Source organism: Micavibrio aeruginosavorus EPB, assembly GCF_000348745.1.
Lineage (GTDB): Bacteria > Pseudomonadota > Alphaproteobacteria > Micavibrionales > Micavibrionaceae > Micavibrio > Micavibrio aeruginosavorus_A.
In genome coordinates, this window is sequence record NC_020812.1 from 918,667 (window position 1) to 941,356 (window position 22,690).

28 protein-coding genes are annotated in these 22,690 nt (G+C 54.6%); 21 read left to right on the forward strand and 7 right to left on the reverse strand.

Features of this window, described 5'->3' with window-relative positions; translation table 11 throughout:
- Positions 1–38 precede the first annotated feature (38 nt).
- From A11S_RS04190 to A11S_RS04220, 7 genes are all read left to right on the forward strand, one after another.
- Positions 39–875: a hypothetical protein gene (locus tag A11S_RS04190; RefSeq protein WP_015467252.1), complete on the forward strand. Its 837-nt coding sequence runs from the start codon at positions 39–41 to the stop codon at positions 873–875.
- A complete protein-coding gene (locus tag A11S_RS04195) occupies positions 872–1,234 on the forward strand; it encodes a hypothetical protein (RefSeq protein ID WP_015467253.1) in 363 nt (120 codons plus the stop codon). Before A11S_RS04190 ends, A11S_RS04195 begins: the two co-directional genes overlap by 4 nt.
- 119 nt (positions 1,235–1,353) lie before the next feature.
- The gene (locus A11S_RS04200) at positions 1,354–2,010 is read left to right on the forward strand and encodes a hypothetical protein (protein WP_015467254.1); all 657 of its coding nucleotides are present in this window, start codon (positions 1,354–1,356) and stop codon (positions 2,008–2,010) included.
- A gap of 92 nt (positions 2,011–2,102) precedes the next feature.
- On the forward strand, positions 2,103–3,014 hold the full coding sequence (locus tag A11S_RS04205) for a sulfite exporter TauE/SafE family protein (protein ID WP_015467255.1): 912 nt from the start codon (positions 2,103–2,105) through the stop codon (positions 3,012–3,014).
- Positions 3,014–3,766: a TIGR02186 family protein gene (locus A11S_RS04210; protein ID WP_235068342.1), complete on the forward strand. Its 753-nt coding sequence runs from the start codon at positions 3,014–3,016 to the stop codon at positions 3,764–3,766. Before A11S_RS04205 ends, A11S_RS04210 begins: the two co-directional genes overlap by 1 nt.
- A gap of 49 nt (positions 3,767–3,815) precedes the next feature.
- Positions 3,816–4,382 (forward strand): universal stress protein, encoded by a 567-nt coding sequence (locus A11S_RS04215; protein ID WP_015467257.1) that lies wholly within the window; start codon positions 3,816–3,818, stop codon positions 4,380–4,382.
- Between the two features lie 23 nt (positions 4,383–4,405).
- Positions 4,406–4,975, forward strand: a complete 570-nt coding sequence (locus A11S_RS04220; protein ID WP_015467258.1) for a NifU family protein — start codon at positions 4,406–4,408, stop codon at positions 4,973–4,975.
- Between the two features lie 9 nt (positions 4,976–4,984).
- On the opposite strand, the gene A11S_RS04225 is transcribed toward A11S_RS04220, so the two are convergent.
- Positions 4,985–6,112, reverse strand: a complete 1,128-nt coding sequence (locus A11S_RS04225; RefSeq protein WP_015467259.1) for a polysaccharide deacetylase family protein — start codon at positions 6,110–6,112, stop codon at positions 4,985–4,987.
- 261 nt (positions 6,113–6,373) lie between these two features.
- Between A11S_RS04225 and A11S_RS04230 the strand changes: the two genes are divergently transcribed.
- From A11S_RS04230 to A11S_RS04240, 3 genes are all read left to right on the forward strand, one after another.
- Positions 6,374–6,976, forward strand: a complete 603-nt coding sequence (locus tag A11S_RS04230) for a malonic semialdehyde reductase (RefSeq protein ID WP_015467260.1) — start codon at positions 6,374–6,376, stop codon at positions 6,974–6,976.
- Positions 6,969–7,685, forward strand: coding sequence for a tRNA (adenosine(37)-N6)-threonylcarbamoyltransferase complex dimerization subunit type 1 TsaB (tsaB, locus tag A11S_RS04235; RefSeq protein WP_015467261.1), 717 nt, complete (start codon positions 6,969–6,971; stop codon positions 7,683–7,685). Before A11S_RS04230 ends, tsaB begins: the two co-directional genes overlap by 8 nt.
- A 116-nt stretch (positions 7,686–7,801) precedes the next feature.
- A complete protein-coding gene (locus A11S_RS04240; protein ID WP_015467262.1) occupies positions 7,802–8,212 on the forward strand; it encodes a MucR family transcriptional regulator in 411 nt (136 codons plus the stop codon).
- 14 nt (positions 8,213–8,226) lie between these two features.
- Here A11S_RS04240 and proC read toward each other — a convergent pair whose 3' ends face one another.
- The 3 genes from proC to A11S_RS04255 are packed head-to-tail and all read right to left on the reverse strand — an operon-like array spanning position 8,227 to position 9,905.
- A complete protein-coding gene (gene proC, locus A11S_RS04245) occupies positions 8,227–9,066 on the reverse strand; it encodes a pyrroline-5-carboxylate reductase (protein ID WP_015467263.1) in 840 nt (279 codons plus the stop codon).
- A 9-nt stretch (positions 9,067–9,075) separates the two neighbouring features.
- Positions 9,076–9,576, reverse strand: a complete 501-nt coding sequence (locus tag A11S_RS04250; RefSeq protein ID WP_015467264.1) for a type III secretion system chaperone family protein — start codon at positions 9,574–9,576, stop codon at positions 9,076–9,078.
- 11 nt (positions 9,577–9,587) lie between these two features.
- Complete coding sequence (locus tag A11S_RS04255) at positions 9,588–9,905, reverse strand: accessory factor UbiK family protein (protein ID WP_015467265.1); 318 nt, start codon at positions 9,903–9,905, stop codon at positions 9,588–9,590.
- Between the two features lie 234 nt (positions 9,906–10,139).
- On the opposite strand from A11S_RS04255, the gene rfaD reads away from it, so the two are divergent.
- The 9 genes from rfaD (at position 10,140) to add (ending at position 18,568) form a co-directional block, all read left to right on the forward strand.
- Positions 10,140–11,129 carry an ADP-glyceromanno-heptose 6-epimerase gene (gene rfaD, locus A11S_RS04260; protein ID WP_015467266.1) on the forward strand — a complete coding sequence of 330 codons (990 nt, stop codon included), beginning with the start codon at positions 10,140–10,142 and terminating at the stop codon, positions 11,127–11,129.
- Positions 11,130–11,144: 15 nt separating this feature from the next.
- Positions 11,145–11,948 (forward strand): prolipoprotein diacylglyceryl transferase, encoded by an 804-nt coding sequence (lgt, locus tag A11S_RS04265; protein ID WP_015467267.1) that lies wholly within the window; start codon positions 11,145–11,147, stop codon positions 11,946–11,948.
- Positions 11,941–13,044 carry a class I SAM-dependent methyltransferase gene (locus tag A11S_RS04270; protein ID WP_015467268.1) on the forward strand — a complete coding sequence of 368 codons (1,104 nt, stop codon included), beginning with the start codon at positions 11,941–11,943 and terminating at the stop codon, positions 13,042–13,044. The genes lgt and A11S_RS04270 overlap by 8 nt, the downstream gene beginning before the upstream one ends.
- Positions 13,041–13,844 carry a peptidoglycan editing factor PgeF gene (gene pgeF / locus A11S_RS04275; RefSeq protein WP_015467269.1) on the forward strand — a complete coding sequence of 268 codons (804 nt, stop codon included), beginning with the start codon at positions 13,041–13,043 and terminating at the stop codon, positions 13,842–13,844. The genes A11S_RS04270 and pgeF overlap by 4 nt, the downstream gene beginning before the upstream one ends.
- 84 nt (positions 13,845–13,928) lie before the next feature.
- Entirely contained in the window at positions 13,929–14,867 is a 939-nt protein-coding gene (locus A11S_RS04280; protein ID WP_015467270.1) for a ribose-phosphate pyrophosphokinase, read from the forward strand.
- Between the two features lie 155 nt (positions 14,868–15,022).
- On the forward strand, positions 15,023–15,661 hold the full coding sequence (locus A11S_RS04285) for a 50S ribosomal protein L25/general stress protein Ctc (RefSeq protein WP_015467271.1): 639 nt from the start codon (positions 15,023–15,025) through the stop codon (positions 15,659–15,661).
- Positions 15,561–16,373, forward strand: coding sequence for an aminoacyl-tRNA hydrolase (gene pth / locus A11S_RS04290; protein ID WP_235068220.1), 813 nt, complete (start codon positions 15,561–15,563; stop codon positions 16,371–16,373). Before A11S_RS04285 ends, pth begins: the two co-directional genes overlap by 101 nt.
- 12 nt (positions 16,374–16,385) lie before the next feature.
- The gene (gene ychF, locus A11S_RS04295) at positions 16,386–17,492 is read left to right on the forward strand and encodes a redox-regulated ATPase YchF (protein ID WP_015467273.1); all 1,107 of its coding nucleotides are present in this window, start codon (positions 16,386–16,388) and stop codon (positions 17,490–17,492) included.
- 20 nt (positions 17,493–17,512) lie between these two features.
- A complete protein-coding gene (gene add, locus A11S_RS04300; RefSeq protein ID WP_015467274.1) occupies positions 17,513–18,568 on the forward strand; it encodes an adenosine deaminase in 1,056 nt (351 codons plus the stop codon).
- A gap of 60 nt (positions 18,569–18,628) precedes the next feature.
- Here add and A11S_RS04305 read toward each other — a convergent pair whose 3' ends face one another.
- Positions 18,629–19,534: a branched-chain amino acid aminotransferase gene (locus tag A11S_RS04305; protein WP_015467275.1), complete on the reverse strand. Its 906-nt coding sequence runs from the start codon at positions 19,532–19,534 to the stop codon at positions 18,629–18,631.
- 115 nt (positions 19,535–19,649) lie between these two features.
- Here A11S_RS04305 and A11S_RS04310 point away from each other — a divergent pair, with 115 nt between their 5' ends.
- Both A11S_RS04310 and A11S_RS04315 read left to right on the forward strand, forming a co-directional pair.
- On the forward strand, positions 19,650–20,366 hold the full coding sequence (locus A11S_RS04310; protein ID WP_015467276.1) for a response regulator: 717 nt from the start codon (positions 19,650–19,652) through the stop codon (positions 20,364–20,366).
- Entirely contained in the window at positions 20,363–21,688 is a 1,326-nt protein-coding gene (locus A11S_RS04315; RefSeq protein WP_015467277.1) for an ATP-binding protein, read from the forward strand. Before A11S_RS04310 ends, A11S_RS04315 begins: the two co-directional genes overlap by 4 nt.
- Here the strand turns inward: A11S_RS04315 and A11S_RS04320 are convergent.
- Together A11S_RS04320 and A11S_RS04325 are read right to left on the reverse strand one after the other, a co-directional pair.
- The gene (locus A11S_RS04320) at positions 21,685–22,044 is read right to left on the reverse strand and encodes a tRNA-binding protein (RefSeq protein WP_015467278.1); all 360 of its coding nucleotides are present in this window, start codon (positions 22,042–22,044) and stop codon (positions 21,685–21,687) included. The two genes, A11S_RS04315 and A11S_RS04320, sit on opposite strands and share 4 nt — an antisense overlap.
- A gap of 72 nt (positions 22,045–22,116) precedes the next feature.
- The gene (locus tag A11S_RS04325; protein WP_015467279.1) at positions 22,117–22,578 is read right to left on the reverse strand and encodes a phasin family protein; all 462 of its coding nucleotides are present in this window, start codon (positions 22,576–22,578) and stop codon (positions 22,117–22,119) included.
- Between the last annotated feature and the right edge of the window lie 112 nt (positions 22,579–22,690).

Here is a 22,690-nt window from a genome sequence, read left to right on the forward strand (position 1 = left end):
TAACCTTCGGGCTATTACTTTTCATGGGATGGACGATAATGAAACATTTGAAAACATTGGGCGGTTGCGCCGGTTTGGCCTTGGCTCTGGCATTTTCCTCGGCCCAGGCAGCAGAGCCGCTGGAAGCTTATCGAGATGTGCAGGCCGAGGACGTTAAAGAGGCTTTGGCCAAATATAAGGACTGCTACAACGGTGATGTTGTCCGGGCCAAGATTGCGCAGAATTATGGCGTGACCGAGAAATCCTACCTGGAAAATCTGGATGGTGAATTTGATTGGGCCAAGGCGTACACCGATCCGAAAACGGGCGTGTGGGTTGTGGTTGCGCAGCCGAATGATAAAAAAGGCGACAGTCTGTCTGTGAAAGTGGATGGGCCGTCCGAATTTCCGGTGGCTTCGCTGGAGTGCGTTATTGCCAAGGGTACGGACTTCCCAATGGGGCTGTTCCGTAATCCGCAAATGCGCGAAATGTTCAATAGCTATTATGAAATTGAGAAACAATACGGCGTCAAACCGCGCAAATATCAATGTGTCTCGCAAGGCCAGGCGGAAACATTCGCGCAAAAAATCTACGCCGCTGCCGCCATCAATATTCCGGGCAAGGAAACACAGGATTTCAAAACCATGATGCTGTACGCCAACGAAACCGGCGCGGGCACCGATGGGCGCAAGGGGTGGATGGTCGTGGGTGAACCGAAAAACCCGGCGGCAATGGGCTATTCCGTACAGCCGGGTGACCGTCTGGTGTGTCTGGTTGAGTATTTCAAAGATGGATATCCGGAAGATGTGACCGGGGCGTACTGGTACAATGAGTATTTTGACCAGAAGCCGGGCGGCATTCCGGCCCCCAGCCTGTCCAAGATCCAACCACAATGATGCGGTGGGCTGCGGGATTGGTCCTCTCGGCGGCCTTTGCCGTACAGGCGGCACCGGCCCCCGATCAAAGCATATTGACCGGGCAGGTTGAATGTATCCCGAAAGCGCAGGGGGAGCCCTTCCTGCGCGATGTGATGAAAGAAGCGCCAACGGGCGAGACGGGGGAGAATGCCCTGTTTTTCGTCGAGATATGGGCGAATAAGGATAAGGGGAGCTGGACCCTGATCGGGACGCCGAAAAACCCGATGATCGTTGGCCCCAATATCGAAGGCGAAGCGCTGTGTGCCCTGGATGCGGGGACCGGCGGATATCCGGATGATGTGTATATGAAGTACCGGGATTATTTTCCAAAGCCCTAGGTTTTTGGCAATGACATAATCGCAAGCGGCTTGTTTGGGAAACCTTAACAAGCCGTTTGCCTTTTTATGGTTATGATTGCACAATAGGGCATCAAAATTGGACCGACCGGGAATTTTCCATGAAACATTTACTTTCCGCCTGTATGGCTGTGGCTTTGATGATCGGCGCATCGGCGTCTGCGCGCGCTGACTATTTCGTGTGGCAGGATGCAGAGACGGGCTTGTCCGTCACATTCCCCGATACCTGGAAAACGGTCAGCTCGAACCAGCCCGATGAAATTCTGACCCTGATGGCTCCGGCCCCGGGTGATTTTGCGGTGTGCCGTATTCGCACCAACGAAGACCGCCGCTTCGTCGTCTTCCCGCCGCGCATGGCCAGTGATGTGCAGAAAATTTCCTACAGCACGGGATTCTGGGATACGTATCTGGCCGATTATGACGATGTTGAACTCTATGGCGTTCTGGACAATACCGGTTTGGGGCGCGGGTTTGGCAGTTTCGCCGTTGCCGATTTCAAATCTGATTTCGTCGGGCCGTATATGGGCCGCCGCGCCATCGCCTCCGCCGCATTGTATAATGACCGCGCCTATGTGATGGATTGTTCCACACGCGAAGGCGTGTTTGCGCAGTGGCAGCCGTTGTTCATGAGTGTGATGGGATCGGTTGATTTCAAGAAAACCCACGACGAAGTCATCACAGGCAATTACCGCAATTTCCTGAAAGACCCGCAAATGCAATTCAAATTGCCGGGGTCCGAAGCCACCAATCGTTATTAATCCCGGTTTTCCGGTTATCAAGCGGGGGTGGTCGTGTTTAAATGGAACATGACCACCCCCGTTTAGCCTTTGCCCGTAAGCGTTAACACGTCATGCAAATTTACCTGCCGATTGCAGAAATGGCCGTGTCAGCAGAAATGATTCTTCTGCTGGGGGCGCTTGTCGGGTTCTTGTCGGGTATCTTCGGTGTTGGCGGTGGTTTTATGACGACGCCATTTTTGATTTTCCTTGGCATTCCGCCCGCGATTGCCGTGGGGACACAATCGAACCAATTGGCGGCCTCCAGCCTGTCGGGCGTGCTGGCTCATATGCGCAAGGGCAATGTTGATTTCCGCATGGGTGGCGTCATGCTGGGCGGATCATTGGCCGGATCGGTCGTGGGCATTATGCTGTTCCGCCTGTTGCAATATGTGGGGCAGATTGATCTGGCCATTCCCATTCTCTATGTCCTGTTGCTGGGCAGTATGGGCAGCATGATGCTGGTTGAAAGCCTGCTAGCTTTTGTCCGCAAAACAGCACACGAAGATGGTGGCAAGGGATTGGCGCATCACCCGATTTTCGAAAAGCTGCCCTATAAAATGCGGTTTCCCCATTCACGATTGTATGTCAGCGCACTTCTTCCGGCGTCCATTGGCTTCGTCGGTGGATTGCTGGTGTCCATCATGGGGGTCGGGGGTGGATTCTTACTGGTCCCGGCCATGATTTATATTCTGGGGATGCCCACATTGCTGGTTGCCGGAACGTCGCTGTTCCAAATTTTGATTACCAGTATTTTCACGACCATCCTGCATGCCTTGACCAACCAGACGGTTGATGTCGTTCTAGCCTTTTTGTTGATTGCGGGCGGTGTTGTGGGCACGCAAATCGGTGTGCGTGTGGCGCGCCGGATCAAGGGCGCGTATTCGCGGATTGCGCTGGCGGTGCTGTTGTTAATCGTTTGCGTTGAGCTGGCCACTGAATTGTTCGTGCGACCCGAAGATTTATATTCAACGGTGATCCGATGATGCGGGCTGTGGCTTTATCATTGTTGGGTGTTGTGTGCGCGCTGGGCCTGTCCGCTGCGGCACAGGCACAACCGCCATCCGCCTTGGCCATTGACCTGTCCCAGGATCATGTGGACATCACCATGGGATTTGCCGGGGCGCGGTTTGTCGTGTATGGCACAAAAAACCAACCCGGGGATATTGCCATTATCGTACGTGGCCCGGATCAGCAAATGATGGTTCGGCGCAAGGATGACGTCGGCGGCATCTGGATGAACCGTGACAGCGTCGTGTTCGATAATGTTCCGGCTTATTACGACGTTGCGCTCAGCCGCCCAGCCCGCGAAATAGCATCGCAAGATTTGTTGGAAGACTACGACATCGGTTTGGACGCCATGCAATTCCTTGTCCGCGACAATGTCGATGAAACAACCCAGCATAATTTCCGCGAAGCCTTGATCCGCAATCGTCAGGTGCGGGGGTATTTGCCGCTTGAACCTGCGCCGATTATGTTTGTGACCAATGATTTTTTCCGTGCGGTGTTTGATGTGCCGCCGGATGTGCCACCTGGATCATACCGGGTTTTGGCCTATCTTATCCGTGACGGCCAGATTGTGGGGTCACAGGCGCGTGAATTACGTGTTGCGCAACAAGGGTTTAGTGCTCGGATCTATTCCTTTGCCCATGGCCATGCGCTGGCCTATGGTCTTGTGGCCGTTATGCTGGCCGCTTTGGCCGGATGGGGTGCCTGGGCGGTGATGCGCCGGGAATAGAGTTTAATACTGCGTTTGTGAACACCAACCCATAAAACGGATCGTGGATATGGACATACAAAACGCCGAAACAAAGGACCTCTCCGCACGTGAGGAAGAGGTAATTGATGCGGAAATGTCCGTAGCGGAACGTGTTGGCCGCCGCGGTGATGGCGGCGTGTATCTGGTTGTTGCCGATGAATCCGAAGAATTTAATCTGGCCCTGCGCTATGCCGCGCGCATGGCGCAAAGCAACCGGGGACATGTCGGTATTTTGCATGTCATATCACTGGATGATGTCCAGCAATGGAGCGGCGTTGAAAACCGCATGAAGCGTGAATTGCGGGAGCAATCGGAAAAATTCATCTGGTCCATGGCCAAACGTGTAAATGAATTAAACGGGATGATCCCGGCAATTTATGTGCGCGAAGGCGACGCCAAACACGACGTTATGATCGACCTGATTAACGAGGATATGACGATCAAAATGTTGGTCCTGGGGGCCAGCGCGTCATCATCCGGTCCGGGGCCGACGGTTGCGTATTTTACGGGCAAGGGGCTTGCCAAAATGCGGGTGCCTGTGGTTGTTGTACCCGGGCATCTGGAATCCCAGAAAATTGATGCGATTACCAGCTAGATTGAAGAAAGCGAAGCGTACCCATGTTTATCCAAACCGAGCGCACCCCCAATCCGGATACATTAAAATTTATTCCCGGTGAAACCATCATGCCGTCTGGAACGGCCGACTTTGGTTCGGGGGCAGAGGCTGGTGCGTCGCAACTGGCGCAACGTTTGTTCAAGATCGAAGGGGTGACGCGTGTTTTTCTGGGGCCTGATTTTATATCGGTCACCAAAGATGCGGGCGAAGAATGGGATTTTTTAAAGGCCCGTATTTTGGCCGCGATCATGGAACATTTGTCCATCGGAATGCCCATTATTGATCCGGATTATGCCGTGTCAAAAAAATCATCCGCCGGGGCCAGTGATTTGGATAATGCAATTATTGCGCAAATCGAGGAGTTGTTAGAAACCCGTGTTCGCCCGGCTGTGCAGTCCGATGGCGGTGACATCGTGTTCGACCGGTTTGAAGATGGCGTAGTGTTTCTTCGCATGCGCGGGGCCTGTGCCGGGTGCCCCAGCTCGACGGCGACGTTGAAAGTGGGGATTGAAAATATGCTGCGCCATTACGTTCCAGAAGTTCTGGAAGTCCGTCAGGCGGATGATCTTTAAGCTGTTGGATTAAGGCTCAACCGCGCCGCGTGTCGCGCGCGGATCAATCTCGCTGGGTGGGTAGCGATATCCTTCACCATGGCCGATTTCACTGGCGTCTGATGCGCTCGGGCTGGGCAGGGCGACGCTCAGCAACATGCCAAACCACCGCCAACGCTGGTCTTCACCTGCTGCGGGCTTCGGGCCCGGTGCCGTGCAGTTGATGCGAATGCGCTCATCCGAAAACGCATCATCCATACGCAGTTCAATACGGTTTTTATTGGTCCCCACGCGTTTCATTTCCGGTTTGTCTTCGCCAGAGATGAAGCAGGAAATATCATCGGCGCGCGCCATCATAATGGGGTCGATGGTAAAGCCGATCATCGGCTTATCCTTGGCTGCGACATACGGATCGGTCGGTGTCAGTTCGCTGACCGGGAAGGGCAGGGCGGTGGCCGCCATGCGGAAACGATCAAGATCACCGTAACTTTCCGTCATGGGAAAGCGGGGCAGGCTGAACATATCCGATCCGGCATAGGCCACGCCAGATTGCTGTCCGAATGCGGCCGTAAAGCCGGATGCGGCGACAATATCGCGATAGGCCTGGGTATATTCGCCGAAGGGGTAGGCGAAAAATTTGGGTTCTGTCTTGAAAACGGCGCGGTAGCGGACGATCGCGTTGTTGACCTGTCGTCTGATTTCCGTCTCGTCCGCATCGGTCAGGCGGGTATAAATGGCCGGGTGCAGGCCGAAGCTGACCAGATCATTGCGCCGCAATTTTTTCACATCATCCCATGACACATGCAAAGGCGACTTTGCATCCAGATGGTCCGTGGACAGAAAAACGGTGAAGGGGATATCTTTCTTTAACAGCAACGGCATGGCGTTTTCATACGCCGATTTATGGCCACCGTTAAATGTGATGGCAATGGTCCGGTCGGGCAGGCGCGCACCGGTTTTCAAGGCATCAACAATCGTGTCCAGCTTGACAATATTATAATCGCCATCAATCAATTCCTGGACGTGATCCGCGAATTGTTCCGCACGGATGCTGGTATCCGGGTATAAATCTTCGTCAACGCGCTGGTACGAGAATATGACCGCCGATGTCGGTTCGATCGCCGGGCTGTGTGTGGGCTGTTTTGGTGTGACGGCCATGGCCGATCCCGTAAAACTGCCCAAGAGGACTGCGCCGAAGGCGAGCGTCTTTACGGCGGAGCGCAAAAGGGAGCGCACCCCACCGGAGAGTGTTGGGATTATGAAATATAAGACCATTTGATTCATGGAGTGACTATAGCGCGGCCTTGGCCGGAAACCAGAAAAATCGCCAAAAATCCTGCCCAAACTGTGGGATGGCCGTGCGTTTTGGTCTAAACTGTCGCCGGTTTCACCCGTCGCTGACATATTATGGAGAAAATAATGACAAAGGCCGATTCCCGTATCCTGGATGACCGGGCTCTGGACATCCTGTTCCGCGAGGCGCGGTCTTATAACGGGTGGAAAGATGAGCCGGTTTCCGATGTGTTGCTGCACGCGCTGTTCGACTTGCTGAAAATGGGGCCGACGAGTGCGAACTCATCCCCTGCACGGTTTGTCTTTGTTAAGACAGACGAGGCCAAGGAACGGCTGAAGCCATGTCTGGATGCGGGCAACGTGAAAAAGACCATGACGGCCCCGGTAACGGTTTTGATCGCGCATGATCGCAAATTCCATGACCATCTGCCACGCCTGTTTCCGCACACGGATGCGCGCAGCTGGTTTGCGGGTAATGATGCAAAAATTGAAAGCACAGCGCGCCGGAACGGCACGTTGCAGGGTGCTTATTTGATCATGGCGGCACGGGCTTTGGGGTTGGATTGCGGACCGATGTCCGGGTTTGATGCTGATAAGGTCAAGGCCGAATTTTTCGCGGATCAGGATGTCGAGGTGAATTTCATTTGTGCCCTGGGTTATGGCGATCCGGCCAGCATTTTCGGGCGTTCTCCGCGTTTTGATTTTGACGATGTGTGCAAGATTGTTTGATTTATCCAAACCCTGCATCCTGGCGATTGATACGTCCATGGCAGCCTGTAATGTCGCCGTGTTTGATACGGCGTCAATGACCGGATCTGTGCGGGCGGAACCGATGGCGCGAGGGCAGTCCGAAGATCTGGTCCCCATGATCAATGATGTCCTGGCAGCGGCGGATCGGTCCTATGACGATGTTGGATTGATTGTCGTGACGGTGGGGCCGGGGGCCTTTACCGGGGTGCGGATTGCCTTGTCCGCGGCACGGGCCTTTGGGCTGACGCTTAATTGCCCTGTGGTGGGCGTGTTGAGTACGGATGCGCTGGCGCAAACTTTGATTGCCCGTGGCACCGTGCATCATGATGAAACCATCATGGTGTTGATGGATACAAAACGCGGTGATTATTACACGCAATTATTTTCATCCGATGGCGCGCCGCTGACCGAACCATCTGTGACGAAACGTGATGAATTGTCGGCGTTGATTGGTGATTATTCCGTTGTGGTGATTGGTGATTGCCCGCAAATCGCGGCCACGTTGAACGGCGCGCGTGTTGATGACACTGTGGTCTTTGCGGATATGGATCACATGGCGCGGGTGGCGGCGACGCGTTGGGGCAACGGTGGTGCCGGGGCCTTTTTGTCGCCCGAACCCGTATATTTGCGCGGTGCCGAGGTCAGCCAATCGAAGAAAATCGGCCGAACCATCGCAGAAAATCAGTAATTTTGTTAATAATTACTGTTAAGATGGCCATGAATACTTCGCATTCCGTCTTTCCTGTGCGGTTTTAACCGTCTATACTTTGTAGAACGGTTGTTATTCTCAAGAGGGCTTCATCCATGACCACCAACAAAGACCAGCATCAGGATCTTCTGGCTCTGACCACGGAAATCGTTGCGGCGCATTTGTCGAATAATCAGGTGGGCACCGATGAAATCCCGATGCTGATTCAAAAGGTGTACAAGACCCTGTCAAACGTCAACGGCGACGCCCCGGTGATGAGCGAACGTCCGCAACCCGCGGTGCCAATCAAGCGGTCTGTCACGCCGGAATACATCGTCTGTCTGGAAGACGGTAAAAAATTGAAAATGCTGAAACGGCATTTGAAGACGGCGTATAACATGTCGCCGGAAGAATACCGCGAACGCTGGGGTCTGCCCGCCGATTACCCGATGGTTGCGCCGAGTTATGCGCGCCAACGCAGCAAGCTGGCCAAGGACATTGGTCTGGGCACGCGCGGGCGGAAATAAGCCGTCAATAATCTTTATTTGGATAGCTCGATGCTACGCGCCGTTGCGGCGGCGAGGGCGTCGTCGAATGCTGATTGCATCCGGTTGTCTTTGACCAGGACGTCCAGCGCAGCGGCTGTCGTACCGCCCGGGCTGGTGACATTTTTGCGCAAAATCGACGCCGGTGTGCGCGGATCGGCGGCGGCCAGGGCGGCAGAGCCGATCATCGTCTGGCGGGCCAACCGCATGGCAAAATCTTTATCCAGCCCGGCCTTCGTTCCGGCATCAGCCAAAACTTCGATCAGGTAAAATAGGTATGCCGGGCCGCTGCCTGACAAAGCCGTGACGGGGTCCAGTAACTTTTCATCCTCAACCCATTCCACCTGACCAATCGCGCGCAGCAGGGCGTTGGCGATTTGTTTTTGTTCCGCGCTGACCTTTGCGTTGGTTACGGCAACGGTAATGCCTTCGCCAATGGCGGCGGGGGTGTTGGGCATGGACCGGACGATGGCGCGGTCGGTGCCAAAATAATTTTCAAACCCGCCAATCGTTTGTCCTGCCGCGATCGACAAAACAACGGTGTTGGCGGGCATGATGGTTTTTAAATCCGGGCAGACCTGCGCCATGATTTGCGGTTTAACGGCCAGGACAACAACGTCAATTTCCGATGCGACTTCACGCAGGGCGGCGGCGCTGTCGTACCCGCTGACATTATCTTCATCCTGAAATTCATCGGGCAGCCCGGCGGGTTCCAGAACGAAGACGTCGCCAACAATCCGGGCCGATAACCACCCCCGCAAAAGCGCAGAGCCCATCTTGCCGCACCCGATCAGGGCGACAGACGGTTTCAAATTGCGCAGCGGGCTGGATGACATGGGGTGAACTTATGCTTCCCCGGCGGTGTCTTGCGCCGCCAGTTTCAGCAGGGAATGGTCCATCGTGCCCGTATCGGACATCATCTGGAACAACGGGTAATACCGTTCGCATTCCGCCACGGCGATTTCCATCAGGTCGCCAACGAAATCGGCACCGGATGTTTGCGTTTGCCCGCGGAACAGGCTGGTATGGCGGAAGCACGGCGTGCCGTTGGCGGGCAGGTCGAAATGACCCAGCCAAACATCGGCATTCACATCCATCAGGGCGTTGGCCATCAAACCGCGATGGTCCGTCGGGATGGACAGGTTGTATTGGCAAGAAAACTGCATCGCGCTGAATTGTTCCTGCCACAGGAAAACCATACGGTATGTGCCGTGGCGGGCGGCGACCGTTACGGTCAGCTCGTCATCATTCATGCGGTTGAAGGACCAGTCCTGACCGGACAGGATGTCTTCCACGCTGTCCAGCGGGTTGCTGATCTCATCCAGAAAATCGATATGGTCTGTCATGGCTTCTGCCCTTACTTCTTTTTCTTGGTCGTTTTGGCTTTTGTTGCTTTGGCCGCTGGTTTTTTAGCGGGGGCCTTTGTGGCCTTTTTGCCCTCGGCCACGCTCAAAGCGGCTTCCAGCTCGTCCACGCGCTTGCGCAATTTATCAACGGCCCCGGCCAGGCGATCGAAATCGTCGCGGGGGACCAGGTCCAGCTTTGCCGCCATATCCTCAATCCGGGCGCGGATATCGTCATGGATCTGCTGGTGCAGTCCGCTGAAAATATTGACGGCACCGCCTGCAACGCGGGCGATATCATCCAAAATCCGTGGATCGGGTTTCATGGTCATGCCTGGCACCTGTGTTTGAATGAGAAAAGGGATAACAGGCCGGGGCAGGGTGGCACAACGGATTCAGCCTGTTCATTCAGACATATCCACCTAGTTTTTATTGTGTTTTCCGGAGTCTGCGAACAAAACCCGAAAAAGCCCTGTATATCCGGGGATTTAACCTTTTTTCGGGCGCGCCGCGGTGCTATTTCTGATGGAGCAAATCAGCGCCATTTTCCGGAAAGGGTATCGGATATGATTATTGTCACGGGCGGAGCCGGGTTTATCGGGTCCAATCTTGTCGCCGCATTGGAAGATCGCGGCATCACCAATCTGGTCGTCTGCGACACGCTGGGCAGTGATGATAAATGGCGCAATATTTCCAAACGGGAATTGCGCGACGTTGTGCATCCCGACCATCTGATGGATTACCTGAATGCCCATGCCGGTGAGGTGCAGGCGATTTTCCACATGGGTGCGATTTCCGCGACCACGGAACGCGACGCCGATGCCATTACCAAGAATAATTTTACGGCGACGCGCCTGCTGTGGAAATGGTGTGCGGCCCATAACGTGCGCTTGATTTACGCCTCGTCCGCGGCGACCTACGGCGATGGCGATGCCGGGTTTGTCGACAATGACGCACCGGAATTTCTGGCCAAATTGCGCCCGCTGAACCCGTATGGCTGGTCGAAGCATTTGTTTGACCGCCGTACCGCGCGGATCGTGCGGGATGGCAGTGAACCGGTCCCGCCGCAATGGGCCGGGCTGAAGTTCTTCAACGTCTATGGTCCGAACGAATATCACAAGGGCGAACAGATGAGCGTTGTGTGCAAATTGTACCCGCAGGTGATGGCGGGCGCGTCGGCCCGTTTGTTCAAATCCGCCAATCCGAACTACGGTGACGGCGGCCAGATTCGCGATTTCATCTATGTTGATGATTGCGTGTCGGTGATGATGTGGCTGTATGACAATCCGGGTGTAAACGGCTTGTTCAACGTCGGTACGGGGCAGGCCCGCAGTTTCAAGGACCTGGCCGAAGCCGTCTTTGCAGCCGCCGATAAAAAACCGAAGATTCACTATATCGACATGCCGCAGGAATTGCAGGCCAAGTACCAGTATTATACGCAAGCCGACATGACCAAATTGCGTGCTGCTGGATACGATAAACCCTTCACCGCTTTGGAAGAAGGCGTGCGCCGTTACGTGCAGGATTTCATGTCAAAATCTGATCAGTATCGCTAAGGGTAATATTTCATCATGGCCATTCCATTTCCTGATATTGACCCGATTGCATTTTCCGTCGGACCGCTGGTGGTGCGGTGGTATGCGCTGGCCTATATCGCCGGGTTTATTCTGGGGTGGCGGTATGCGTTGTATCTGTGCGGCCTGACCAAGGATGCGCGGCCGAATGCGCTGGATATTGATGACTTCCTGCCGTGGGGCATTCTGGGCGTTATTCTGGGTGGGCGTGTTGGTTATGTGCTGTTTTACCAATTGCCGATGTATATCGCCGAGCCGCTGGAGATTTTGAAGGTTTGGAACGGCGGTATGTCGTTCCATGGCGGGGCGTCGGGGGCGATTATTGCCATGGTGATTTATGCCATGGTGAAGAAAATTTCTTTCCTGCGTCTGGCGGATATTTTCTGCTGTGGTGTTCCCATCGGTCTGTTTTTTGGCCGTCTGGCCAATTTCGTCAATGGTGAATTGTTTGGCCGCACGACGGATGTGGCGTGGGGCGTTGTGTTCCCGCACGGTGGTCCAATGCCGCGCCACCCCAGCCAGATTTACGAAGCCCTGCTGGAAGGTGCGTTGCTGTTCGTTGTCCTGTATCTGTTTGCGCGGGATGATGCCATTCGCAATCGTCCGGGGATTATCGCCGGAACATTCCTGATCGGGTACGGCGTGTCGCGTGTGATCATCGAATTCTTCCGCGAACCGGATGTGCAAATCGGCTATATCATGAACATCTTCACGATGGGGCAGGTGTTGTGCGTGCCGATGATTTTGGCCGGTGCCTATGTCGTTTGGTATGCCCTGCGCCGGGGGTTACGCAATGGCTGAAACCCTGACCGATATTCTGATCCGCCATATCCGTGACAACGGACCGATCAGCGTATCGCATTTTATGGGTTTGGCCTTGGGGCATCCGCAATACGGTTATTACATGAACCGCGACCCGTTTGGGCGGTTGGGTGATTTCGTCACCGCGCCCGAAATTTCCCAATTGTTCGGTGAAATGATTGGGGTGTGGATGGCGGATTTGTGGTTGCGCATGGGCGCGCCAGATCCCTTCCTGCTGGTGGAAGCCGGGCCGGGGCGCGGAACGTTGATGGCCGATCTGTTGCGGGCCACGCGCAAGGTGGATGGGTTCCACGCGGCCATGCAAATCCACCTGATTGAAACCAGCCCGGCTTTGCGCACTCTTCAAACACATGCTTTGGCCGGGTTCACACCGCATTGGCACGATTCAATTGATACGCTGCCTGATGACGCGCCGATTTTGTTTGTGGCGAACGAATTTCTGGATGCGTTGCCCATCATACAATTGATGCATGGTGATAAGGGATGGGCGGAACGCGTGATCGGCCTGTCGGATGAAGGGCAATTGACGTTTGGTCTGGCGCCAGCCGATCCGTCTTTGAGCGCGTCTGTTCCTGACAATCTCGACCCCAAAGATGGACACGGCATTTATGAAGTGTCGCCTGTACGATCCGGTTTCACGGCTTTGCTCGCCGAACGGATTGAACGTCAGGGCGGGGCGGCCTTGTTCATCGATTACGGCCATAGCCACCACGGCATGGGCGATACGTTACAGGCGATGCGCGCGCATAAATTCGTGGGTGTCTTCGATGATGTTGGCACGGCCGACATCACCAGCCATGTTGATTTTGAATCTGTCGCAGAAGCCGCCATCCATCATGGGGCCAGCGTTTATGGCCCGGTTGAGCAATGGCAATTTTTGGAAGATATGGGCATTCGCATGCGGGCGGCGCATTTGATCAATAATGCCACAGATGAAAAACTGGCCGATTCTGTGCGCGATGGGTTGGAACGTTTGATATCGCCCGATCAAATGGGGGCGTTGTTCAAGGTTTTGGCCCTGTGTCACGACGCGGCCCCAATACCATCAGGATTTGGAGAGGATAGTACGCCATGACCACAATCGATGTTCCGTGCTACAGTGATGGAAATTTCATTTCCCCGATGATCACCAATATCGCCCATGGGTTTTTCGGGCGGCGTGGCGGGGTCAGCAAGGGGATTTATACCGCGCTGAATTGCGGTTTGGGCACACAGGACGATGCCGATGCGGTTGCGGAAAACCGTAAACGTGTGGCTGATGTTCTGGGTGCGGCCCCCGATCATTTGATCAGCATGAAACAGGTACACAGCGCGACATGCTTGTATGTCGATAAACCATGGGCTGTTGAAACACGTCCCGATGCGGATGGGTTTGTGACCGATGTGCCGGGGCTGGCTCTGGGCGTTCTGACGGCGGATTGCGGGCCGGTCTTGTTCTATGGCGAAAAATCCAGCGGTGCGCCTGTGATTGGTGCGGCCCATGCCGGATGGGGCGGGGCGCTGAATGGTGTTCTGGAATCCACCGTGCGTGAAATGGCGCGCCATGGCGCGGCGCTGGATGGCATTCACGCCAGCATCGGCCCGTGCATTGGTCCGGCGTCTTATGAAGTGAAGATGGATTTCATCGGGAATTTCCTGAATCAAGACCCGGAGAATGAGCGGTTTTTTAAGCCCGGGCGGGGTGATGATAGTTATTACTTCGATTTGCCGGGCTATATCGCATGGCGATTGGCCATGGCCGGGGTACGCCATGTGTCGATTGGCGGGCAGGATACGTACGCCGCCGACCATGATTGGTTCAGCTATCGCCGCGCAACGCACCGCAAAGAGGCCGATTATGGAAGGCAGATTTCTGCGATTATGATCCGCAATTAACCCTTAATCGGTTGATTTTCGTGGTGGATTTTTTATAGTCATCACCATTCCAACGCATTCAAAACGGGCAGGGGCCACGCCGTCATGAAAATCATCGCAGGGAATTCCAACCTTCCGCTGGCGCAGGCCATTTCCGAGTATCTTGAAATTCCGTTGGCCAAAGCGACGATCAAACGCTTTTCCGATATGGAAGCCTTCGTTGAAATTCAGGAAAACGTCCGGGGCGAAGATGTGTTCGTGGTGCAATCCACATGCTATCCCGCCAACGACAATTTGATGGAATTGCTGATCACGATTGACGCGCTGCGCCGTGGGTCGGCGCGCCGCATCACGGCGGTTATTCCGTATTTCGGCTACGCGCGGCAGGACCGCAAGACGGGTGGCCGCACGCCGATTTCGGCGAAGCTGGTCGCCAATCTGATTACCGCGGCGGGTGTTGACCGGGTTCTGACGCTGGAACTCCACGCCGGGCAGATCCAGGGGTTCTTTGACATCCCGTTGGATAACCTGATCGTCGGTCCGGTGTTTGTGCCGGAAATTGAAAAACGGTTCGCGGGCAAGGAAAGCCAACTGGTCATCGTATCCCCCGACGTGGGTGGGGTGGTCCGGGCGCGGGCGCTGGCCAAGCGGTTGAATGCCGACCTGGCGATTATTGACAAACGCCGGGAACAGGCCGGGGTGTCCGAGGTCATGAACGTCATCGGTCATGTCGAAGGGAAAATCTGCCTGATGGTGGATGATATTGTGGATTCCGGCGGAACATTGTGCAACGCGGCCGATGCCCTGATGGATCAGGGGGCTGTGGCGGTTCAGGCCTATGTCGTCCACGGCGTTCTGTCCGGCGCGGCGGTGGACCGTATTTCCAAGTCCAAAATCGAACGGATGGTCATTACGGACTCGATCCCGGCCACCGATGCGGTCAAAAATGCCAGCAATATTGAGCAGTTAACGGTTTCCCGCCTGATGGGCGAGGCGATCCGCCGGATCAGCAACGAAGAGTCGATTTCGGCCCTGTTTATCTAACAGCCTCAATTCCTTAACTTTTGGGCGGGTTTTAAGGGGTTTACCCCCTGTTTTCGCTTGCCTTTCCCCCCGGTTTTGTGGTCTTTAGGGCCGTTCGGGCCAAACCCCCCTGGAGGCGGCCCAAGTTGAAATGTCAGACATAAAGGAATGACACCATGTCGAAGAAATTTTCGCTGACGGCGGAAAAGCGTGATGGGGCAGGTAAGGGGATCGCCCGTGCACTGCGCCGTGAAAACAAAATCCCTGCGGTTGTATACGGTGACAGCAAAGAACCCGTATCCATTACCCTGCCGCTGAAAGAAGTGACCATGGAATACCGCAAGGGTTACATGTTCACGCACTTGTGCGAAATCGAAGTCGCCGGTCAAAAACACCTGACCCTGGCGCGTGACGTACAATTGCACCCGGTAACGGATCAAATCATTCACGTTGATTTCCTGCGCGTGACGCCGAAAACCCGTATCAAGGTTGACGTGCCGGTTCACTTCATCAACGACGAAGAATCCAAAGGCCTGAAAGCTGGCGGCGTTCTGAACGTTGTTCACCATGAAGTTGTTCTGGAATGCGCGGCTACGGACATCCCGGAGTTTGTTGAAGTCGACCTGACCAACTACGATCTGGGCGACGTCATCCACATGGACGTTGTGAAGCTGCCGAAGGGCGCGACCTCCGTTCTGGAAGGCGACGAAACCATTGCAACAATCGCCGTTCCGCGCGCTGTTGTTGAAGTGGAAGACGCTCCGGTTGCGGCTGACGCTGTTCCGGCATCGACCGAGAAAAAGGCCGCCGAATAATCTTTTTCGGACCGGCGCCGTGGTTTCGCGCATTACCCGTTTTTTGGGTGTTTGTTCGCGGGGCATACGGCGCCGGTTTTCTATTCAACCACCGCGTAATGAAGACGACCGGACGAATTCCATGTGGCTTTTGGTTGGCCTGGGTAATCCCGGCCAGAAATATGCCGATAACCGGCACAATATTGGGTTTATGGCGATTGATGCCATTGCTCGCGCGCATGGTTTTCCCGAATTTCGAACAAAATTCCAAGGGTTGATGGCAGAGGGCCGTATTGGCGGCGAAAAGGTCGCCTTGCTCAAGCCGCAAACCTATATGAATGAATCGGGAATGGCTGTCGGCGCCGCGGCCAAGTTTTTTAAGGTGACACCAAATCGGATTGTCGTGTTTCATGATGAACTGGATTTGGCGGCATCAAAATTGCGGATCAAGGTGGGGGGCGGTCACGCCGGGCACAATGGTTTGCGATCAATTGATTCCCATCTAGGGCGTGCTGATTATATGCGCGTGCGGCTGGGGATTGGTCATCCGGGGGACAAGGATCGCGTTCACGGCCATGTGCTGGGCGATTTTTCCAAGGATGAACAGAAATGGGTCGATGCGATGATGTCATCCATTCCCGATCATGTGGGCTTGATCCTGTCGGGTAAAGAGAATGATTTTATGAGCAAGGTCGCGAGCGATCTTCAACCGCCTAAAGAGCAAAGCGTGTAAAGGACACAGAAAATGGGTTTTAATTGCGGGATTGTCGGTTTGCCGAACGTTGGGAAATCAACTTTGTTTAACGCCCTGACGGCCACAGCGGCGGCGCAGGCGGCGAACTTTCCGTTTTGCACGATTGAACCGAACGTGGGTCGTGTGGCCGTGCCGGATGCGCGCCTTGATAAAATTGCCGCGATTGGGAAATCGGCGCAGATTGTTCCGACACAATTGGAATTTGTTGATATTGCCGGTCTGGTGAAGGGTGCCAGCAAGGGCGAAGGTCTGGGGAACCAATTCCTGGCCAACATCCGCGAAACCGATGCCATCGTGCATGTGTTGCGTTGTTTCGAAGACGAAAACGTCATTCACGTCGAAGGATCCGTTGATCCGATCCGCGATGCCGAAGTGATTGAAACGGAATTGATGCTGGCCGACCTTGAATCGGTTGAACGCCAGATTGTCAGCACGACGAAGAAAGCAAAATCCGGCGACAAGGATATTAAAATCCAATTGGCCGTGATGGAGAAGGTTAAGGTTGCGTTGGATGCCGGGAAACCCGCCCGCGTCGTTATCCCGGATCTGGCCGATGATGAGAAAAAGCCGTTTGCGATGTTGCAACTGCTGACGTCCAAGCCGATCCTGTATGTCTGCAACGTATCTGAATCCGATGCGGCCACGGGCAATGAATGGACGCAAAAAGTTGCCGATATGGCAAAAGCCCAAGGGGCGCAATATGTCGTAATCAGCGCCGCGATTGAATCCGAAATTGCCCAATTGGGATCAGAGGAAGAGAAGGAAGAGTTCCTTTCGACCCTGAATTTGGAAGAGGCAGGCCTGAATAAAATTATCCGCGCCGGTTACACTTTGCTCGGATTACAAACCTACTTTACCGTTGGCCCGAAAGAGGCCCGCGCATGGACAGTTTTAAAGGGCGCACGCGCGCCGCAAGCCGCCGGTGAAATTCACTCCGATATCGAACGCGGATTTATCCGTGCCGAAGTTATCGCTTATAGCGACTTCATTGCCCTGAATGGCGAACAGGGGGCAAAAGACGCCGGTAAAATGCGCGTTGAAGGCAAAGAGTATGTTGTTCAAGACGGCGATATTATGTTGTTCCGCCATAGCGGTTGATTGAAAAAGGAGCCAAAGTCATGCAACAAGACAGTACGCGTAATATTCCAAAAGCCGAATTACACGTTCATGTCGAGGGCACCGTTCGTCCCGATATTGCGCGGCAATTGGCGAAGAAAAATGGCGTAACCCTGCCGGATGATATTTTCACCCCGGATGGGCAGGGGTATCAGTGGTCGGGTTTTATCGATCTTGTCACCCGGGTTTATCAGGCGATGGCGCAATGTGTCCGCACCCGTGACGATTTCAAAACAATTACGGAAGATTATCTGGACCGCTGCGCGAAAGAGGGCGCGGTCTACGTCGAAATCATCGCATGCTGCGGTCAAACGCATCTGTCCGGTATTTCTTACAAGGATATGATCGACGGTATCGCCGATGGCATTGATGCCGCCCGTGCAAAACACGGCATTGAAGCCCGTATCAATATGACCTTTGAACGCCATCGCCCGGGCGTTGAGGCGCAGAATGATGCCGATATGATCCTGTCTTATAAGCATCCTTATATCGTTGGGCTGGATATTGCGGGCGGTGAAATGGCCGGTGATATTCCGCAATTCCTGAACGATTATAACCGCGTGGTGCAGAATTTTGGCCGTCCGCTGGGCATTCGTCTGCATGCCGCGGAAAATGTGGGGCCGCAAAACGGATGGGATGCGTTGGCTTTGAACCCGACGCGTCTGGGCCACGGCGTCCGGATTATCGAGGATGATACTCTGGTCAATGAAATTGTTCAGCGTGGCATTGCGTTGGAAGTGTGCCCGACCAGCAATATCCTGGCCGGGGTGTATCCGGATTTCGCCGCGCACCCGTTGAAAAAATTGATGGACCGTGGGGTGCGGATTTCACTGAACTCCGACGACCCGGGTTTGTTCGGCAATTCGATTGGTGAGGAATATCGCGTGGCGCACGATGAATTCGGCCTGACACGGGATCAGTTGGTTCAGGTCACCCGTGATGCGATCAACGATTCCTATGCCGATGCGGCATTGAAAACAAAATTGCTGGCCCGCGTGGATGCCATGGTGGCCGCAAATTTTAATGTGCGCCGTCCGGGGCCGGCACCATCCCCCTGATGGCGTGAAAGCTAAACAAAAACCCCGGCCCGTGTAACACGTGGCCGGGGTTTTTCTTTGTTACGCGGCCTTGGCCTTTTGATGGACCAGGTCGGAATAGGCGTCTTTCAGTCGTGTCGTTATCGGACCGATATCGTATGTAATGTTGGTATCGATTTTTGAAACAGGCGCAATTTCCGCCGCCGTTCCGGTCAGGAAGACTTCTTCGAATGTTTTCATGTCTTCCGGCATGATGGCGGTTTCTTCAACCGTGTATCCCATGTCACGGGCCAGTTTCATAACGGTCTGGCGCGTAATGCCGTTCAGGAAGCAATCCGCAATCGGCGTATAGATCACGCCGTCGCGAATGGCAAACAGGTTCGCACCCGATGATTCCGCAACACGACCCCGGAAATCCAGCATCAGGGCGTCATCGTAACCGTTGTTTTCGGCTTCGTGCTTGGCCAGCGTGCCGATCATATAAACGCCACAGGCTTTGGCCTGGGTCGGCATGGTTTTCGGATCCGGGCGGCGCCAGGACGCGGTGCGCAGGGCCAGGCCCGCGGCATCACCCGCCTTGGGGAAGAAATATTTCGGCCATTCCCAACACGCAATCGCCACGTGGACTTTGGTGCCCTTGGCCGATACGCCCATTTGTTCCGCCCCGCGATAGGCCAGCGGGCGCACGTAACCGTTGCTGATGTTGTTCGCCTTGATCACTTCATAGGACGCGTCATTCAGTTCCTTGGCGCTGAACGGCACATCCATGTCCAGGCATTTGCCAGAGAAAATCAGCCGTTCGGAATGTTCGTTCAGTTTGAAAATCTGACCGTCATAGACGCGCTCGCCCTCAAACACGCTGCCGCCGTAATGCAGGCCGTGGGTCAGCACGTGGGTTTTGGCCTCGCGCCACGGGATCATTTTCCCGTTCATCCAGATAAAGCCGTCACGATCATCATAAGGCAAAGCGGAGGGAGAGGCGCACATCGTTGTAATTCCATGGTTTTTAAGGGTTTTGCGGCGGGGCTACAGGGGTTTCGCCGCCCCGCGCAGTGTGTTAAAAATTACCAGAAATAACAAAGGCCGCAAAGGGCGGTTTTCTATGAGTGCAGATATGCAAATTGCGGACAAGCTGGCCACACGGCCGCATATTCTGGTCGTCGATGACGATGACCGGATTCGCCAGCTCGTCACCCGCTTCCTGCATGAAAATGGATTTGTCGTGGCCTCCGCCGAAAGTGCGGCGGGTGCGCGTGAATTGCTGGCGCATCTGGATTTCGATGCCATGGTTGTTGATATCATGATGCCGGGTGAAACGGGGCTGGAGCTGACCCAATCCATCCGCGCACACAGCGATATTCCGGTGCTGATGCTGACCGCGTTGGGGGAGGCGGATGACCGCATCGCGGGGCTTGAAACCGGAGCCGATGATTATTTGGCAAAGCCGTTCGAGCCGCGTGAATTGGTTTTGCGCCTGAACGCTATTTTGCGCCGCCGCCCAAAACCCGTGACCGATATGCGCGTCCGATTGGGGCGGTGGGTGTATGACCCGGCAATGAATGTCTTACAAAATGACGGGGATATTCAGGCGCTGACGACCGTTGAGACCACCTTGCTGAAAGCCCTGATCAGCCGCGCGGGCGAGGCCATCAGCCGCGAGGATCTGGCGCGCATGTGCAATCTGGATGACAGCGGTGAACGGACGATTGATGTTCAGGTCACGCGCCTGCGCCGCAAGATTGAACAGGATACGCGCACGCCGCTGGTCCTGCAAACCGTGCGGGGCAAGGGCTATATGCTGCGGGTGGATCCGGTATGAAAATAAAGTCACTGTTCCGCAATATTCTGCCGCGTACGTTGTTGGCCCGGTCGTTGATGATCTTGATCATCCCGGTGCTGCTGACCCAGATGATCACGGTCTATATTTTCTTTGATCGTCACTGGGGAAAAATGACAGATCGTCTGGCGTATGCCGTCGCCGGGGAAATGGCGATTGTTGCCGAACAGATTGAAAATGATCCGTCCCCCGAACGGATCAGCCGCATTTCCGGCCACATGGCCAAGCATCTGGATTTGTTGATCAGCTATCAGCCCGGCGCGGTGTTAGAGAACATCCCTGAGGATGTCGATCGTTCGATTGTCGCGGACATTTTGGGTCGCGCATTGGATATGCAGGTGCGCCGCCCATATCGCATCAATGTCGATCTGTCCGAAAAATGGGTGGAAATTGCGATTGCGTTGAATGACGGGGTGTTGTTTGTGTCATCCCCGCAACGGCGTTTGTTTTCGTCGTCGGGTTATATTTTCCTGCTCTGGATGATTTTTACATCCATTATCTTGTTGGCCGTTTCAATCCTGTTTATGCGCAATCAAATCCGCCCCATCCGTCGTCTGGCGGTTGCCGCGGAACGGATTGGCAAGGGGCGTGATATGCCTGCGACATTAAAGGTTGAAGGCGCGCGCGAGGTGCGGCAGGCGGCGCAGGCTTTTCTGGATATGAATGACCGTATTAAGCGCCAGATTTCGCAACGCACGGCGATGCTGGCCGGGGTGTCGCATGATTTGCGCACGCCACTGACGCGATTGAAGTTACAGGTCGCGATGCTGGGCAATCATCCCGATGCCGAGGGCATGATGCAGGACATTCAGGACATGGAAAAGATGCTGAATGGATACCTCGATTTCGTGCGCGGCGAGGGCGGAGAGCAGGCCGTGGCCGGTGATTTGAATGATATTCTGAACCGCATTGTTTCGGGCGCACGCCGCGCCGGGGGTGATGTTATTTTGGAATCCAATGGTGATCTGGCCATGACCTTGCGGCCCATGGCGATGGAAAGGGCTTTATCCAACCTGATTACCAACGCCCGTAAATACGCATCCCATGTGTGGATGACCGCGCGGCGCGTGAATGATGACGTGGAAATCATTATTGATGATGATGGTCCGGGCATTCCGCCGGATCAGTACGAAGACGTTTTCCGCCCATTCTATCGTGTGGATACGTCACGCAATACGGCGACCGGTGGGGTGGGGCTTGGGTTGCCCATCGCACAGGATGTGATCCACAGCCATGGTGGCCAGATCACGCTGGGCCAAAGCCCACGCGGTGGTCTGCGCGTTATTATTCTGATTCCGGTTTAATACAAACGCCCACCGTTCGGCACAGTCTTATCCGGGCGGATCAGCGTGACGTTCCCGTTTTCATCCGGGAACCCCAGAACCAGAATTTCCGACATGAATTTACCCACCTGTTTTGGTGGAAAATTGACCACGGCGGCCACTTGCCGTCCGATCAGTTCTTCGCGGGTGTAGTTTTGGGTGACCTGTGCCGATGTCTTACGCTGGCCAATCTCTGGCCCAAAATCCACGAACAGTTTATAGGCCGGGCGGCGGGCCTCGGGAAATTCCTGAACGTCTACAATGGTGCCGACCCGCACCTCAACCTTCATAAAATCACTGAATTCAATGGTTTCTTCGCGTGTATCGTGGCCGGTCATTCTACTTCTCTCCGTATAAAACAAGGGCGCCGTTATCGGGCGCCCTTATTAAATCATAGATCACTGAAAAAATCAGGCGGCTTTGCGCGTGGTTTTTTCGGTCTTTGCGGCTTTCGCCGGAACGGTACCCAGTGTTTCCAGGCTGTCCGTGATGCGGGCGTTCAGGATTTCACCGGCTTCACTGCTGGTCTTGCTCACAACGTCGGACATTTCACGCAGGCTGGTGACGGAACGCTCATACGCCGTTTTGATCAAATCGGCCTGACGGGCGACTTTCTCTTCCGGCGTACCTTCGCCCAGCAATTGCTGGGTCAGGGCGGTGTTTTGCTGAACCAGTTCGTTCATCAACTCAGTTTGGCATTGCGCCACGCTTTGCAGGCCTTCAACGGTGACCTGTTGCAGTTCGGTAAAGGCTTCAACATTTTTACGATAGAGTTCCAGAACCGCGCTCATATCAAACGCGTAGCGGTTCGGCATCAGATTTTGCAGATATTGTGTATCGAAGAAAGACGCGGTGTTTTTGGACTGTGTCATTTTGACCTCCACACTCTTGTGATTATGAAATTATAGACTTTTGTAAGCCATCATTCTTGGACCCGGGGGTGGGGGGAGTCAAGCTGATTTGTGCAGTGCACAGGTTCTGGAA